This window comes from Microbacterium sp. NPDC089320 (assembly GCF_040684875.1).
GTDB lineage: Bacteria > Actinomycetota > Actinomycetes > Actinomycetales > Microbacteriaceae > Microbacterium.
In genome coordinates this window covers 794,811-810,484 of sequence record NZ_JBFBGY010000002.1, presented here as the reverse complement: position 1 = coordinate 810,484, position 15,674 = coordinate 794,811, and the positions used below count along the sequence as shown (strand labels likewise).

The following is a 15,674-nucleotide window of genomic DNA, read 5'->3' as shown; positions in this document are numbered from 1 at the left end:
CGTCCGCTCCGGCATCCGAACACCGCGGATGCGGGGATGATGACCAAACGCGGCTGGTGGCTGGTGCTGCTGAACGTGCTGGTTCCCGGTTCCGCTCAGGTGCTCGCCGGCAATCGACGGCTCGGTCGCTTCGGTCTCGGGGTGACGCTCACCGCATGGCTGCTCGTGATCGTGGGAGCCGGACTGGCTCTGTTCGCGCGTCCGGTGCTGCTGTGGCTCACGGTCGGCGGCGGCTGGTTCTCCGCAGTCGTCCTCACTCTCGTCCAGGTCCTGCTGATCGCTTACCTCGTGCTGTGGGCGGTGCTCACCTTCGACGTGCTGCGGCTCGTCCGGCTGATCAGGATCCCCGGGCCGTCGAAGTTCGCCATCCCGCTCGTCGCCCTGCTGCTGCTGGGGCTCGTCGGGACGGGAACGGCCTATGCGGCGTCCTATGTCGGCACCGCCCGGGGGACGATCAGTACGATCTTCGGCCAGAGCGGACCGAGCCTGCCTCCGAGCGAGGGGTATTACAACATCCTGCTGCTCGGCGCGGACAGCGGCGAAGGCCGCGACTCGATGAGGTTCGACAGCATCTCGGTGGTATCGGTGAACGCGACCACGGGCGCCGTGACGATCACCGGCATCCCGCGCGAGCTCCCGAACGCCCCGTTCAGTGAGGGGAGCCCGATGCAGGCTCTGTACCCGAACGGGTTCGAAGGTCACAACTCGAGTTCGTGCGGGTGGAACGGCTGGATGAACCACGTGCGCAACGCGGCGGAGATCTGCCGCGACGACAACGGCACGGGCCTGTATCCGGACGCCGCCGCGCACGGTTCCGATCCCGGCATCGAGGCGACCAAGGATGCGGCAGAGGGCGTTCTCGGCATAGAGATCCCGTATTACGTCTTCGTCGACATGCACGGGTTCGCTGCCCTCGTCGATGCTCTCGGCGGCGTCGACATCGACGTGACGGAGCGGCTCCCCAAGGGCGGTCCGCCCGAGGGAACGGACCCGTACGACGTGGATGCGTGGGCTACCGGCTGGATCGAGGTCGGGCAGCAGCACATGGACGGAGACACGGCGCAGTGGTACGCGCGGTCACGCTACACGACCAGCGACTGGGATCGGATGAAGCGCCAGCGCGAGCTGCAGGAGGCGATCCTCGCACAGTTCACGCCGCAGACCGTGCTCACGCGGTTCAATGAGGTGGCTGCTGCGGGCACGGAGCTGATCAGCACCGATCTGCCCCAGGACAAGCTGCCCGAGTTCTTCGATCTGATGACCAAGGCTCGCGAGCAGCCCGTCACCACGACCGAGCTCACTCCGGAGAACGGCGTGGACGAGCACGCGCCGGACTACGCGTACATTCACGACCTGGTTCAGCAGACGCTGCATCCTCCGACGGAGACTCCGACCCCCACACCGTGAGCGGGCGGCTTGTCCCGCTCGGTCGACAGTCGGACATGAGTGAGCCCACGGCCACCACCCTGAGAGTGAAGGTGGCGGCCGTGGGCCTCCGGTTCAGGACCGGATTCACCAGACGACGGTGATCGGAGGGGGAGGGATCACCGTCGTCCAGTCGGTTCCCGCTGAGAGCGGGGACCTGACCTAGGCGCGCTTACGGCGCGCGACGCCTGTGGCGACGAGCACTCCACCAGCCACGAGAGCGGCTGCCCCACCTCCCAGAACCCACGGCGACACGCTGCCGCCGGTGAGAGCGAGCTCGAGTCCGCCGCCGGTGAGCGGGAGCTCCGTTCCTGCGGACGCGACCGCAGGATCGTGGTCGCAGCTCACGGCAGAATCGTGTCCGTGCGAGACGGTGATCGTCGCCGTGTACGACCGGGAGCCCCCGAAGGCGAGCGCATAGGAGCCCTCACCATCGGACGGCGGGCGGAAGGTGACGACGAGGCTGCCGTCGGCTGCAGCGGTGTTGCCCGAGATGGCGGCATCACCGGCATTGAGACCGGAGACCGATACGCCGACGTTCTCGGACGGCAGGAAGTACCCCGCGCCGAAGACGACGGTGGACACCTCGCAGATGTCGATGATCGGGTCATCGACGCTCACGCGTGGTGTGCCCGCATACGAGTCGGACTCGGCCGTGGCGACCGTTTGGGCGGAGGCGACAGCAGGTGCCATGAGCACGAGTGCGCCAGCGGTAAGGCTGATTGCAGCCAATTTCTTCAGCATGATTCTCCCCAGAAATACACGCGGAATCGCCTCGGATACACCCCTGCATCCGACTGCGTGAGCTCTTCCTGTCCCCACGACAGGAGTGCAGAACTCAGATATTCCCCAGTGGCATTGACACTACATCATCGAATCGGGAAAGTCACGGAGCGCAACGCAGTTGTTCTCGGGAGATCTCAGGGGCGGTGACCATGGGCGTGTGGTCGACCACGGTGAGGCGCTCACCCGCTCCCGTGCCCTGGTATTCGACGGTGATCGTCGACGACTCACCCGGTGCAAGGATGACTTCGTGCTGCACTGCGGAGCGCGACCCGAGCAGAGCGGTCTGCACGCTGTCCTCTTCTCCGTCGCGGTCGATGTGAGACGGAGTCGCACCCTCGGGGCCGTACACGGTGATCAGGGTCCTGGTGGATCCGGCGGGCACTCCATAGAACCCGTTGGCGGTCACGTACTCCGGCAGCGCCGTCGCGGCATCGGCCGGTGCGTCGTTCTTCCAGGTCACGGTCACCTGCGTCGTCGGCTCGCCGTCGCAGGTGCCGATCGACGTCGTGATGGCCGCGTCGGCGTAGAAGTCCATCTTCCCGCCGGTCGTGTCGTTGAACAGCACGCCGACGTGCGTCCGAGCGTCGTCGTCGGGCAGCGCCCCGCCGAGGGAGGACGCCGACAGGATCGCCTCCTCGTCCTCATGAGCGCTCCAGATTCGAATGCGATCCTCATCAGCGGAAGCGGCGAGGGCGGCGACGAGATCCTTCGGGGCGGCTTCGGTCAGCGCCGCGGACAGAAGTGCTCCGGCCGCCTGGGAGAAGATCTCATCCTGTGCCGCCGGATCCGGGACGCTGGCATAGATCTCCGAGATCAGCAGCCCCACGACCGTGTCCTTCGTGGCGGTGAAGGGGCCGAAGGTGAGCGGGCCCGTGGCCGCGACGAGGTTCTCGGTCATCACGGCGTCCACCGCGATGACCCCGTCGACCGGCTGCCCGAAGCGGTTCTGCCATCGTGCCGCGATCGCGGGGCCGGCTTCCGTGAAGTCGGGGATGCTCGTCAGGTTCTGCATGAAGCGACCGGGGCTGTCCTCGAAGAGGGCGACCGTCGACTCGCTCAGCGGCAGCGGTGTGTCGAGCGACGGGAAATCCGGCACCGAGGCCTGCTGCACCAGCGTGATCTGACCGTTCTCGGCGTGCAGCAGGGCGATCGCTCCGATGATGCCGCCGGATGATCGCAGCTCGGCATTGTTCTGCATCGCGAGCACGTAATTGCGGGGCCCCTCACCGCCGAGCATGGTCGGCAGCAGCGCCGACGCGCCATGCAGCGCCCCGACAGCCGTCGCCGCTTGGGTGACGGCTGAGCGCATCTCCCGTACGGCATCGGCCAGGGGCGGAAGGGTCGCATCCGCGTCGATGCCGAGTGCTCGCGTCTCGGCAGCCGTCAAGGTCGCACTCGCGTCAGCCAATGCGGGCTCGATCTGCGTGAAGGGTGTCAGATCTATCCGTCCACCCGAGAGTCCCAGGCTCCCCAGATCGAGTTCGTCGGCCACCGCCAGAACCGGCACGAGCGCGTCCGCGGCCACGTCGTCGGCGATCTCGGCCACCTCGCTCACCGCCGAGAAGTTCGGCCCGATCCACGGCAGCAGACCGAAGCCGAACCAGACCGGATCGGAGGTCAGGTCGTGAGCCGACCCCGCGTGGTGAGCGATGCTCGCCGAGAGCGACGCGGCCTTCTCGAGGTCGCCCTGCACGATCGCCTGCTTGAGCTTCGATGACGATGCCGAGACCTGCTGGAGATCGTTGACTGCGCCTATCCCACGGATGCCGACCCAGCCGATCGCGAGCACGACGAGGGTCACGATCACGCCGATGGTCCACCGCAACCACCGACGACGTACAGGCAGGCGTCCGTCACTCACCCCTGCATTCAAGCATGAAGCGGGATATCGGCGGCGGACGGGCTCGCAATCCCCGTCTCGCCCGGTGCTGCTCCCAGGTTCGCGGCGGGTGGGCGATTACTGTTGACGCATGGGTGCTCGGCTGCGTGTTGTTCTGGATCAGCTGACGCATGCCGTGCACGCGGACCACGCGTCTGCGGCGTCCGATCTCACGGTTGCCCTGATCGCGACCGCCCCCGCGGGGTGCGACGTCGAGGCCATCGTTCCGGCGGGGGTCGACGTGCGTATTCCGGGGCTGTCAGAGGTGCGCAGACTGTCGCTCGGGCGACGCGAGCTCGCCGCGTCGTGGCAGTTGGGCATCGTCCCCGGTGTGGGCGGAGGACTCATCCACTCGCCGACCCTCATGGCACCGCTGGTACGTCACGACCGCCTGCACGATCTGGATCAGACCACCGTCACGCTGTGGGATCTGCAGGCGTGGGAAGAGCCGGATTCCCTCCCCAAGGCCGTGGTCGCCTGGCAGCGGGCGATGGTGAAGAGAGCCGTCAAGCATGCGGATGCCGTCGTGGTTCCGTCCCACGCGGTCGGCGCAAGGCTGGCGGAGATCGCGAAGCTGAGCGGCCGGATCCGCGTCATTCCGGGAGCCGCTCCGTCGGGCCTGGTGATGCCGCTCGATGCGCGAGCGCGACGAGCCGCGCTGTCGTTGACGGAAGGGTATGTGGTGCTCACCGGCTCCGCGCACTCGCTGGAGCACGGGTTCCGGGCAGCTGTCGCGTCGGGCAGGGATGCCGTCGTGCTCGACGCTCCGGAAGGTTCGGAACCTCGACTGGCCGACGTCGCGGCGGCGGCGGGGCTGCCTCAAGCCAGGGCGCACATCCGTGGAACCCTGTCGACCGACGACCGGGCGGCGGTCTTCGCCGGTGCGTCGGCGATGGTCGCCACGAACCCGCACGCCGCCTGGCCATGGCGTGCTGTCGAGGCGATGACCCTTGGGGTGCCTGTCGTGGCGGTCGACAGCGGAGCCCATCATGACGTCATCGCCGACGGGGGAGCGGTCGTCGCGTCGACCGACATCGCCGAAGCCGTGGTCGACGCGGTCGGTGACGGTGCCCGACGCCTGAGCGTCCTCGGGGCCGATCGGTCGAGATCGTTCTCGTGGCTGGGTGCGGCGGAGCGCGTGTGGGGACTCCACGCGGATCTCTGATCCGCTGATCCGTGCGCGTGGCGCCCCGGTGCCGGACCGGTTCAGGAGCGCATGACCTCGACGGCCTCCGCGCTGGGACCCTCGAAGCGCACCTTGCCCTTCTGGAGCAGGATGCCGCGGTCGCACAGGTTCGAGACCATGTTGAGATCGTGGCTGACCACGACGAGCGTCTTGCCCTGAGCGTGCAGTTCACGGACACGGGCCAGGCACTTCTTCTGGAACGGCTCGTCGCCGACCGAGAGGATCTCGTCGATCAGCAGGACGTCCATCTCGGTGTGGATCGCGACCGAGAAGGCGAGCCGGAGGAACATGCCGGACGAATAGTGCTTCACCTCGGTGTCGATGAACTGCTCGATCTCGCTGAACGCGACGATCTCGTCGTATCGAGCCTCGGTCTCCTTCTTGCTCATGCCGAGGATCGCGGCATTGAGGAAGATGTTCTCGCGGCCGGAGAGATCCGGGTGGAACCCCGCGCCGACCTCGATGAGACCGGCGACACGACCGCGGGTGAGCACGGTGCCGGCATCCGGTTCGAGGACGCCGGAGATCAGCTTGAGCATCGTCGACTTGCCGGATCCGTTGAATCCGAGAAGAGCGACGGATTCGCCCTGCTGGATGTCGAAGGACACGCCGTCGAGGGCATGGAAGTCCGTCGTCAGCGGCTTGCGGCGGATCGCGGCGAGAGCGGTCTCCTTGATCGAGTGCGTGTGCCGGAGCTTGAAGGTCTTGTGGACGTCGTCGATGATGATCCGCGGGAGAGTCTGCGCATCAGAGATCTTGGGCAAAACGGCCCTCCAGTCGGCGGAAGACGAGCTGGCCGATGACCAGCGCGATGAGTGACGTCACGAGTGCGATGAGCCCGTACATCCACACGTCCGGAAGCGGGGAGGCATCCGGTCCGAGGGGGAACCAGACTCCGTAGTGGAAGAGCTCGACGGCGGCGGTGATGGGATTCAGTCGGTAGAGGACGAAGAGCCATTCGGGCACGACGTTGGCGACCTGGGTCCACTCGTACATCACGGGGGAGGCCCAGATCGCGACCATCACGATGATCTCGACGAAGCTCTGCGCGTCGCGGAACGTCACGTTGATCGAGCCGAAGAAGAGTCCGAGACCACTCGCGAGGACGGCGATGATGATGAGTGCGAGAAGGATGGCGCCGAGCGAGGCGAAGGTGGGCGCCCACCCGAAGAACAGCGAGATGGCGATCACGACGATGATCTGGGGCACGGTGTTCACGGCCGCGATCATCATGCTGGCGATCGGGAACATCTCGCGAGGCAGGTAGATCTTCTTGATGAGCGCCGCGTTGTCCACCAGCGACCTGGTGCCGTTGGAGAAGGCCTCGTTGAAGAAGGTCACCACGGTGATGCCCGAGAGCAGATAGATCGGGAAGTAGTCGACGCGGTCGTTCAGGCCGAGGAACACGCCGATCGCGACGAAGAAGACCACGAACTGCACGAGTGGCTTCACGTACGACCACAGCCAGCCGAAGATGGAGCCTCGGTACCGGATCTGGACTTCTTTGCGAACGATGAGGGAGAGGAGATGCCGTTGCCGGAAGACCTCGAAGAGACCTCGATTCGCGCCAGGAGTCGTCATTCTCTGGTCGTCGGCTGTGCGAGCCTGTTGCACCGCGATTCCACCTTCCGAGGCGCCGACGGTCTCGGGCGCACCGAGAGCAATCATACGATCCTCCGCGCCGTGTCCCTGGCAGATCGATGGGGATGCGTCCCCACGCACGGCTCAGGCGCAACCCAGGGTCGGAGGCTGTGCCGCTGATAGGATCGCGGAGGTCTCGTGCGTCCGTCGATCCGAAAGCAAACTGTATCCGTGACACCACTCAAAGCTCTCGATCAGCCTGCGCTCTTCCGCTTCGAGGACCCGCAGACGGGCGCCGATCTGTCGGAGCGTGAACGTCGCCTTCTCGTCGGTGCGCTGAACTTCCACGCGCTCATGGCGCCGCAGCGCAGGTTGCGGATCCACCTCTACGACGGCTCGGTCGAGACGACGCCTCGGCTGACCGACGACAGCACGTTCGACGGGCTGTCGAGGAACAATCGCCACCGCATCGACAGCTTCGAGATCGTCAGCTCCGTCGCCGTCGAGGATCGCGAGCCCGAGCACACGGAGGCCGCCTCTGCTCGACTCGTGGCGTCGCCGACCAGGCATCTGCACGTCTCATCCGACGACGTGCTCGACTCCGACCCCTACCGCCCGCAGCGCCCCGGGCTGATCGGACGGGTCGCTCGCGGTGTGAAGTCGCGTGCGCCTCTGCTCTACGACGACGCGCGCGACCTCTCGCTGCTGAGATTCCGTCGCAAGCTCACGACGGCCATCGAGCCCCGCGACTACGAGGCGGAATTCCGTCCGGGTGGCGCGCACGAGGACGACGTGATCGTCCCCGCGGGGCCGGTTCTCGACGGTGCGCAGAAGGCCGTGATCATCGGACTCCACTGGTTCGAGCTGGGCGGGGCTGAGCTCTGGGCCTTCGAGACGGTGCGTCTGGTGCGCGAGGCCGGCTTCCTCCCGATCGTGCTCACCAACCGCGACTCGCACCAGCCGTGGGTCACGCGGCCCGAGCTCGACGGCGCGATGCTGATCCCGTTCTCGGAGCCCACCGTCACCTCGCAGACCGCCGGCGTCGAGCCGCTGCTGCGTTCGCTGCTGCGCACGTTCGATGTGCGCGGCGTGGTGATCCACCACAATCAGTGGCTCTACGACCGGGTCGCATGGATCGCCGCATCGCGGCCGGGGATCCCCATCATCGACAGCACTCACATCGTCGAGTACACCGGCGGCGGTTACCCCCTGAGCAGTGCGATCGCGTCGCGATCGATCACGACGCATCACGTCATCTCGCCGAGTCTCGCCCGCTGGATGACCGATGTGCAGCACATCCCGGCCGACCGCGTGGTCATGGCGCCGCTCGGCGGCCTCACTGTGAAGCCGAAGGATGCGGTCTTCCGTGCGCGTACTCCCGGCGAGCCGTTCACTGTCGCCTTCGTCGGACGGATGGCGCGCCAGAAGGCGCCGGAGGTGTTCATCACGATGGCTCGTCGGTTGAAGAGCCAGGGGCACGCGCTGCGTTTCATCCTCCACGGCGGCGGCGAACTGTCGAGCTGGGTCGATGACATCATCAAGAACGAGGGGCTGGGGGAGGACATCATCCGCCGCACCTCGGACACCCCGGTCTCCGACACCCTCGACGAAGCTCACGTGCTGGTGGTCGCGTCCCACAACGAGGGACTCACGCTCACGACCCTCGAGGCGATCGCGCACGGAGTGCCGGTGATCTCGACGGACGTCGGCGCACAGGGCGACATCATCCCCGAGTCGGCTCTTGTTCCGCGATATGCGCGCCTCGCCGCGCGCCGGCTCGCCGACGCCGTGGCGCCGCTCGTCGATGACGAAGAGGCGAGGGAGGCGCTGTGGCGCACGGAGCGCAAAGCCGAGAAGAAGCTGCTGTCCCAGCAGTCCGCGAGTTCATGGTTCAAGAAAGAGGTGGGCTCGTGGTGAGTGTCGCTGCAGTGGTCGTCACGTTCAACAGGCTCGAGAAGCTCAAGACGGTGATCGCCTCGATCGAGGCGCAGACGCACCCTGTCGAGACGCTGTTCGTGATCGACAACGCGTCGAACGACGGCACGGCGGAGTACCTCGCGGCACTCGAGACCTCGGTTCCTCTCGACGTCGTGACCATGGCCACCAACTCGGGAGGAGCAGGCGGTTTCTCCGAGGGGATGCTGCGCGGCTACGCCTCGGGCGCGGACCACGTCTGGATCATGGACGACGACTGCTATCCGAAGCCTGACGCTCTGGCGAGCCTCATCGCCGGTTTCGACGGTGCGGTCCGGGAGCTCGGCGGCGACGTGCCGTTCGCGTGTTCGGTCGTGGAGTTCACCGACGGCAGCATCTGCGAGATGAACAACCCCGTGACCACCTGGGACTGGGGCCGTCTGCTCGTCAAGGGGCAGAAGAATGTCATGGTGACGGCGTGCTCGTTCGTCTCCGTGCTCATTCCGCGCTGGGCCATCGCAGAGTACGGACTGCCCTATTCCGAGTACTTCATCTGGTTCGACGACCGCGAGTACACGCTTCGCCTCACCGCTCGGTGCCCCGGCGTACAGGTGCTCGACAGTGTTGTCGTCCATGACATGGGCGACAACCGGGGCGTGAACTTCGCGATGGTCGATCGCAAGAGCCTGTGGAAGTTCGCGTATGGCGTGCGCAACGAGGCCTCCTGGCAGCTTCACCACCGCGGTGTGCTGTACTTCCTGGAGTTCGGAGCGCGGCTCTTCGTCAGCCTGCACCGCGGCCGCGTCCCCCTGGATCTGCGCGCGAAGCTGCTCGGCAAGTGGGTGAAGGGCATCACCTTCAATCCGAAGGTCCGCTACCCGGAGGCGGAGGCGGCGTGAGCTGGGTCTCCATCCTGCCCGCCCTGTTCGTCACCGGCGCACTTCTCTTCCTCCCGGGACTGCTGCTCGGCTTCCTCCTCCGCCTGCGCGGCCTGCGACTCCTCGCGCTGGCCCCCGCGCTCAGCGTCTCCCTGGTCGCGGTCGCCGCCATCGCCGCGCCGTTCGTGGGGATCCGGTGGAGCATCCTGCCCGTCCTCGTCCTCACCGCGGTCGCGTCGGTCGCCGCATTCTTCTGGTCGAGGCACGTCGGAGTCCCGGCGCGCCCGCGCTCGCGAGCAAACGCGAGGCAGCTGGTCGCGATCATCATCTCCATCGCGGTCCCCGCTGTGCTGATCGGGTTCGTGCTCGTCAGGAGCATGCACGACCCGGAGTTCTTCTCGCAGCGCTACGACAACTTCTTCCATCTGAACGCCGTGCAGTACGTCCTGGACACCGGGAACGCATCGCCGCTGTGGCTGGGCAGTATGACGTCTCCGGCCGGCGTCCCCTTCTACCCGTCCGGTTGGCACGCGCTCGTCTCGATCGTGGTCGCTGTCAGCGGAGCCTCCGTGCCTCTCGCGACCAACGCCATGATCATCGTCGTGGCCGCGATCGTCTGGCCCATCGGCGCGGTGTTCCTCGTGCGGGAGCTCCTGGGCCGCAACCAGATCATGACGGTGATCGCGGGCGCGCTGGCCGCCGCGTTCCCCGCCTTCCCCTTCCTGCTCCTTCACTACGGAGTGCTCTACCCGCTGTTCCTGGGCCTCGCCGTGGCACCCGCGGCGATCGTCGCCGCGTGGTGGCTGCTCAGGCCGGGGACGGTGTCGCGCCGCCAGGACTGGGCACTGCTGCTGGTGCTCGTCGTGCCGGGCCTGGGTGTCGCGCATCCCGGCGCTCTTATGGCGGTCGTCGCGCTCACGGTGCCCTTCGTCCTCGCCAGGCTCCTGCATCGGATGAGGACCCCCGGGCGCCCGCGCCTGGTCGCGATCGGGGTGCTGGTCGCCTATGCGGCCGTCGGCGTGATCCTCCTGCAGGTCGTGCGTCCCCCGGGGAGCCAGATTTACTGGCCGATAATCAACACCGTGCCCGACTCCGTCGGCGAGGTCGTGGCGGCAGGCGTGTACGGCTACCCGAGTTCCCTCGGGATCACCGCGCTGATGGCGATCGGCGCCTACAGCGTGATCCGCCGAGGCACCTACGCGCGGTGGTCGATCCTCGCGATGGCCGTCATCTCGGCTGTGCTCTACATCATCGTGTCGGCATCGCCGTACGAGACGCTGCGGTTCTGGTTCACGGCCCCGTGGTACAACAACCCGCCACGTATCGCCGCATTCTGGGCGATCGGAGTCCTTCCGCTCGCAGCGCTCGGCGGAATCGTGCTGGTCACGTGGCTGCTGCGGCAGCGACTGCTCGCGCCGGTGCGGCGGTTCTCCGAGCGTCTGCCGATCGTCCTGATCGCGGTCGTCGTGATCGCCCTCGTGGGGGTGACCCAGAACGCCGCGATCCGGCAGGCGGCCGCAGACATCGAGTTCACCTACGAGCTGCGACCGGGCGGTCCGATCGTCTCTCCGGACGAGCTCGATCTCATGGAGGATCTCGACGAGCTCGTGCCCGAGGACGCCGTCATCGCGGGAGACCCGTGGACGGGAGCGTCCTTCGCCTATGGCGTGAGCGGGCGGCGCGTCCTGATGCCGCATCTCCTGATGGACCTCACCGACGACGCCGAGACGATCAACACGAGGCTGAACACCGATGGCGACTCTGCGCAGGTGTGCGAGGCGCTCGAGGACACCGGGGTCGCCTACGTCCTCGACTTCAGTGCCGACGGTGACTTCCAGGAGAACGACGGCGACTACTCGGGTCTCGAGGACCTCGACAGCTCGCCCTACGTCGAGCTCGTCGAGCAGCGCGGCGATGCGAAGCTCTACAAGATCGTCTCGTGCGGACTCGGCTGATGACGTACGAGATCTTCGTGCCGTTCTGGGGCGACCCTGAACAGCTCTACGAGACCGTCGAATCGGTGCGCGCCCAGACGGACCCCGACTGGCGGCTGACCATCGTCGACGACTGCTATCCCGACGAGTCAGTCGCCGCGCACTTCCGTGAAGAGACCGACGAGCGGATCAGCTACACCCGGAACGAGCACAACGTCGGGATCACGGAGAACTTCCGGGAGTCCGTGCGGCGTGCGTCCGGGGACTTCGTCACGATCCTCGGCTGCGACGACCTCCTGCATCCGAATTATGTGGCGGTCGTCCGCGCGGCGGCGCACGCCGTTCCTCATGCCGACGTGATTCAGCCGGGGGTCCAGGTCATCGACGAACACGGCACGGTCGTGCTGCCCCTCGTCGATCGGATCAAGCAGCGCCTCCTCACCCCGAAGGGGCGGGACGTGACCGTGTTCAGCGGCCCCGACATGGCCACGACGCTGATCCGGGGCAACTGGCTGTACTGGCCGTCGCTGTCGCTGCGGGTCGAGACGCTCCGCCGGATCGACTTCACCGATGACCTCCCCGTCATCCAGGATCTCGCGCTGCTCATGGACATCGCCTTCGACGGGGGCACGCTGGCGTACACGCCGCCGCTGGCGTTCTCCTATCGCCGTCACCTGGCGAGCGCCTCTCAGAAGACCCTGCTCGACGGCAGCCGTTTCCTCGACGAGCGCCGGTACTACCGCGTCGCGCGTCGCTCGGCCGCTGAGCGAGGGTGGCGCCGCACCGCGCGAACCGCGCGGGTGCGTCTGATGTCACGCTTCCACGGCATCGCTGCGCTGCCCCTCGTCGTGAGGCACGGCACCGCGCGGGGCGTGAAGTCGGCCCTGGCCCACGTCTTCGATCCTCGCTGAGCGCCTCGAGGGGGCGAGCCGTCTCGGCAGGCGGCTAGGCCGCGGAGCCGGTGGCGCGTCGCACCGCCGCGATGCGACGCGTTGCCTCGCGCCAGGCGCGAAGGAGCATCCACCGCGACTGCAGGGCTTTGCGGAGACCCCGCGGTCTCGGCGCCGAGGCATTGGCCTCGTGCAGCCGACGTCGCAGCACAGGGCTCGGCACGTGTGCGAGTTCGCGAGCGGTGTTGCCGACCGTCGCGATCCACAGGTCATGGGACTCGACCAGGAAGTCCGGAAAAGGCAGGATCAGTTCCTTGGCTTCACGTCGGAGCGCCATGGCACAGCCGTAGTAGGGCGCATCGCCCGCAAGCAGACGCAGTTCGTTCGCGAGGGATCCGCCGGAGGGCAGCGGAGCGAGGTGCCAGGGGCGTCCCGTGAGCGGCGAGCGCAGTGGCGAGTCGTCAGGGAGCAGCACGAGGTCACCGGCGGCGATCGAGCGGTCGCGGAGAGCATTGACCAGCAGGTCACGGCGTCCGGGAACCCACTCGTCGTCCTGGTCGGAGAGGAAGACGACGTCGCGGTCGGCCAGCGTGAGTGCGCGTTCGAACGTCTTGACGTAACCGAGGTTCTGCGGGTTCCTGTGCACCGTCACGCGCGCATCGCGGTAGGTCTCGAGGAGGGCGACGGTGCCGTCTGTGCTCGCGTCGTCGACGATGACGACCTCGTCTTCGGGCCGCAGTTCCGCGAGGATCGAGTCGAGCTGCTCGCGCAGATATCCGGCGCCGTTGTACGTCGCCATGCACACGCTCACGGACTCACTCATGCGACCCCTCCCTCAGAAGTCGCGGAGGGTGCGACCAGGGCGAAGGCCGCACGCCTCTCCGCGAGCAGATGATGCGTTCCCGCCACTCCGACGACGGCGAGGATCACGAGCTCTGAGGCGGCGAGGCCGCCGATGATCCCGCTGAGACCCCACTGGGATGCCCAGATCATCAGCGGTACCCCGACGAGGGCGGCGCCGAGCGTGCCGTAGAGCACGTAGCGATTGAGGCCCGCCGGCACCAGAACGTTGCGGATGAAGGGGGTGGTCAGGCTCGTCAGAGCGAACGTGGCGCCGAAACCGAGGAAGACGGCGATCTCCGGCGTCGCCTCCGCGCCGAACAGCAATGCGGAGAACACCGGGCCGAGCAGCGTCAATGCTGTGCCGCCGATGAGGGCGAGCGCGGTGTGGAGCCCGAACGCCACGAGATGGCGGCGCCCGCGTCCGTGCTCATAGGAGACCTCCAGCACCCACTTCTGAAGAGTGTTCGACAGCACGGTGATGGCGAACAGCGCGATGCGGAAGAACTTGTCCGCCGAGGTTGCCTGACCACTGGCCGTGGCTCCGAGGAGCCCCTGCGCGAGCGGGATGGGCGCAGAGGTGTACGTTCCACCGATGGTCTCCGCCGCGGCGACCGAGACGTTCGCGCGGTATGCGCGCAGGATCCGCCTGCCGGCGAACGGCGGCACGGGCCGTCGATAGAGGCGGAGGTTCAGGAGCAGCGGACCGGCGAGGAAGCCGATCAGAGTCAGGACCGGGTACCACAGCAGCTGCTCCGTGAGCAGGAGGAGCGGTATCGCGAGGGCGACGCTGAGACTCACCGGGACGGTCTCGAACAGCAGGACCACCCGTGCATCCCCGACGCCCACCGCATACCAGACCACGGTCATGGCCGCAGCGGTGGTCGCCAGCGTGACCAGGGCTGCGACGAGCCGGAACTCTGCGGGGACCAGGGCCGAGCTGAGCGCAGCCCCGACGAGTCCGGCCGTGACGACGAGCAGGCCGCGGCACCAGAAGGAATCGCCATAGATCCGGCGTCGGGCGGCGTCGTCAGCGCTCAGCGCGATGCGCGCGCCGCCGGAGATGTTCCAGCCGAAGCCTGCGACGATCGCGCAGACGGTCCCCACGGCCTGAGCGGTGCCCACAGAGCCCCACGCGGCCAACCCGAAGACGTTCGGGATGATCGGCAGCAGGAACAGCGGGGCGATGAAGGAGATCAGAGGAACGGCGCTGAAGCCCGCGAAGCGTGACAACAGAACCTTCATCGATGGGACTCCTCGGACCATTGCGGCCCGACACCATTCGGGATGGCGCGGACGTGAACGCGTGCGAGCCTAGACTACTGGAGTCGGCGTGAACGGAAGGTCAGGGTCTCATGGTAGGTGTCATCGTGCTCGCCGCCTATCGACCCTCCAGAGAACTGTTCACCCGCCAACTGGCCTCCATACGCGACCAGACCGTGACCGACTGGGAGTGCATCATCTCCGTGGATGGAGAAGCCCAGACCGTCGAGGAGGTCGTGGCCGAGGTCGCCGCCGGAGACGAGCGCTTCCGCATCGTCGCAGACGGCAGTCGCCTCGGCTTCTATCTGAACTTCGAGCGCGGTCTCGCGGCGGTGCCCGCGGAGGCCGAGTGGGTCGCGCTGAGCGACCAGGACGACTTCTGGTACCCCGACAAGCTCGCGACGCTGCTTCCATACCTGACGGAATCCGCGATCGTCTCCGGACAGGCGCGGCTGGTCTCGCATCCCGGAGAGGACGTGCTCGGATTCACCGAGCGACGGCAGCTCGACCCCGCCTCCACGATGATCGTGAACCAGTTCACCGGCTCGCTGTGCGTCTTTCGCCGCGACCTGCTGACGACGGCGTTGCCGTTTCCGCGGCTCTCCTCCCACACCGTCGCGCATGACCACTGGCTCGCCGTCGTCGGGATGGCGCAGGGCGGCGGTCGTATCATCGACGACGTCGTTCAGGACTACGTGCAGCACTCGGCCAACGTGTTCGGCGATCCGAGCAGGTTGCGCCTCGGCCCGATCGCGACCCTGCGCAGGGCGTGGGGCAATGCCGTCTCCTTCGCCGTGCGATACGAGGGGGCTGCCTCACCGGCCGCAATGACGCGGATGCTGTTCTGGATCTACGTCGGATGGCGCCAGCTCATGGCGCAGACACTCGCTGAGCGGGATCCCCTCGCAGAAGGTGCGATCGAGATGGATCGACTCTTCGGCGCACGCAGACGGCTCCCCGCGACTCTGGGCATGCTGCGTCGAGTCCGCCGCGCGGGTGTCGTGCCGACGCCCTTCGTCATCGCCTACGTCGCGAGCTGGGCGGCGGGGTGGCTGATCCGGGGCCGTCGGCGCAGGCCGACCGTGGCACCCTAGGCGC

13 protein-coding genes are annotated in these 15,674 nt (G+C 67.2%); 7 read left to right on the top strand and 6 right to left on the bottom strand.

Translation table 11 applies throughout. From position 1 onward, the window contains the following. Nucleotides 1-36 precede the first annotated feature (36 nt). Nucleotides 37-1,407 carry an LCP family protein gene (locus AB0N61_RS08460; protein WP_363363109.1) on the top strand — a complete coding sequence of 457 codons (1,371 nt, stop codon included), beginning with the start codon at nt 37-39 and terminating at the stop codon, nt 1,405-1,407. 180 nt (nt 1,408-1,587) lie between these two features. On the opposite strand, the gene AB0N61_RS08455 is transcribed toward AB0N61_RS08460, so the two are convergent. After that, on the bottom strand, nt 1,588-2,118 hold the full coding sequence (locus tag AB0N61_RS08455; RefSeq protein WP_363363107.1) for a hypothetical protein: 531 nt from the start codon (nt 2,116-2,118) through the stop codon (nt 1,588-1,590). A 193-nt stretch (nt 2,119-2,311) separates the two neighbouring features. Next, complete coding sequence (locus AB0N61_RS08450) at nt 2,312-4,072, bottom strand: DUF4012 domain-containing protein (protein WP_363363106.1); 1,761 nt, start codon at nt 4,070-4,072, stop codon at nt 2,312-2,314. A 109-nt stretch (nt 4,073-4,181) separates the two neighbouring features. On the opposite strand from AB0N61_RS08450, the gene AB0N61_RS08445 reads away from it, so the two are divergent. Continuing rightward, nucleotides 4,182-5,255, top strand: a complete 1,074-nt coding sequence (locus AB0N61_RS08445) for a glycosyltransferase (RefSeq protein WP_363363105.1) — start codon at nt 4,182-4,184, stop codon at nt 5,253-5,255. A gap of 41 nt (nt 5,256-5,296) precedes the next feature. Here AB0N61_RS08445 and AB0N61_RS08440 read toward each other — a convergent pair whose 3' ends face one another. Together AB0N61_RS08440 and AB0N61_RS08435 are read right to left on the bottom strand one after the other, a co-directional pair. Continuing rightward, nucleotides 5,297-6,040, bottom strand: coding sequence for an ABC transporter ATP-binding protein (locus AB0N61_RS08440; protein ID WP_363363104.1), 744 nt, complete (start codon nt 6,038-6,040; stop codon nt 5,297-5,299). Further along, entirely contained in the window at nt 6,024-6,857 is an 834-nt protein-coding gene (locus tag AB0N61_RS08435) for an ABC transporter permease (RefSeq protein ID WP_167945268.1), read from the bottom strand. The genes AB0N61_RS08440 and AB0N61_RS08435 overlap by 17 nt, the downstream gene beginning before the upstream one ends. Nucleotides 6,858-7,088: 231 nt before the next feature. Between AB0N61_RS08435 and AB0N61_RS08430 the strand changes: the two genes are divergently transcribed. From AB0N61_RS08430 to AB0N61_RS08415, 4 genes are read left to right on the top strand one after another with little or no spacing between them, the layout of a single operon-like run. Next, the gene (locus AB0N61_RS08430; RefSeq protein ID WP_363363102.1) at nt 7,089-8,774 is read left to right on the top strand and encodes a glycosyltransferase; all 1,686 of its coding nucleotides are present in this window, start codon (nt 7,089-7,091) and stop codon (nt 8,772-8,774) included. Next, nucleotides 8,771-9,670: a glycosyltransferase family 2 protein gene (locus tag AB0N61_RS08425; protein WP_363363100.1), complete on the top strand. Its 900-nt coding sequence runs from the start codon at nt 8,771-8,773 to the stop codon at nt 9,668-9,670. The genes AB0N61_RS08430 and AB0N61_RS08425 overlap by 4 nt, the downstream gene beginning before the upstream one ends. Next, nucleotides 9,667-11,604, top strand: a complete 1,938-nt coding sequence (locus AB0N61_RS08420) for a DUF6541 family protein (RefSeq protein WP_363363098.1) — start codon at nt 9,667-9,669, stop codon at nt 11,602-11,604. Before AB0N61_RS08425 ends, AB0N61_RS08420 begins: the two co-directional genes overlap by 4 nt. Then, on the top strand, nt 11,604-12,494 hold the full coding sequence (locus AB0N61_RS08415) for a glycosyltransferase (RefSeq protein WP_363363096.1): 891 nt from the start codon (nt 11,604-11,606) through the stop codon (nt 12,492-12,494). Before AB0N61_RS08420 ends, AB0N61_RS08415 begins: the two co-directional genes overlap by 1 nt. 34 nt (nt 12,495-12,528) lie before the next feature. Here AB0N61_RS08415 and AB0N61_RS08410 read toward each other — a convergent pair whose 3' ends face one another. Further along, nucleotides 12,529-13,296, bottom strand: a complete 768-nt coding sequence (locus AB0N61_RS08410) for a glycosyltransferase (RefSeq protein WP_363363094.1) — start codon at nt 13,294-13,296, stop codon at nt 12,529-12,531. Continuing rightward, nucleotides 13,293-14,558: a hypothetical protein gene (locus AB0N61_RS08405; protein WP_363363092.1), complete on the bottom strand. Its 1,266-nt coding sequence runs from the start codon at nt 14,556-14,558 to the stop codon at nt 13,293-13,295. Before AB0N61_RS08405 ends, AB0N61_RS08410 begins: the two co-directional genes overlap by 4 nt. A gap of 110 nt (nt 14,559-14,668) precedes the next feature. Here AB0N61_RS08405 and AB0N61_RS08400 point away from each other — a divergent pair, with 110 nt between their 5' ends. Continuing rightward, nucleotides 14,669-15,670: a glycosyltransferase gene (locus AB0N61_RS08400; RefSeq protein WP_363363091.1), complete on the top strand. Its 1,002-nt coding sequence runs from the start codon at nt 14,669-14,671 to the stop codon at nt 15,668-15,670. The last annotated feature ends 4 nt before the right edge of the window (nt 15,671-15,674 follow it).

Coding starts and splice junctions, on each gene's coding strand:
- AB0N61_RS08445 (WP_363363105.1), top strand. CDS start 4,182: ATGGGTGCTCGGCTGCGTGTTGTTCTGGATCAGCTGACGCATGCCGTG.
- AB0N61_RS08400 (WP_363363091.1), top strand. CDS start 14,669: ATGGTAGGTGTCATCGTGCTCGCCGCCTATCGACCCTCCAGAGAACTG.
- AB0N61_RS08405 (WP_363363092.1), bottom strand. CDS start 14,558: ATGAAGGTTCTGTTGTCACGCTTCGCGGGCTTCAGCGCCGTTCCTCTG.
- AB0N61_RS08455 (WP_363363107.1), bottom strand. CDS start 2,118: ATGGCACCTGCTGTCGCCTCCGCCCAAACGGTCGCCACGGCCGAGTCC.
- AB0N61_RS08415 (WP_363363096.1), top strand. CDS start 11,604: ATGACGTACGAGATCTTCGTGCCGTTCTGGGGCGACCCTGAACAGCTC.
- AB0N61_RS08435 (WP_167945268.1), bottom strand. CDS start 6,857: ATGACGACTCCTGGCGCGAATCGAGGTCTCTTCGAGGTCTTCCGGCAA.
- AB0N61_RS08410 (WP_363363094.1), bottom strand. CDS start 13,296: ATGAGTGAGTCCGTGAGCGTGTGCATGGCGACGTACAACGGCGCCGGA.
- AB0N61_RS08460 (WP_363363109.1), top strand. CDS start 37: ATGATGACCAAACGCGGCTGGTGGCTGGTGCTGCTGAACGTGCTGGTT.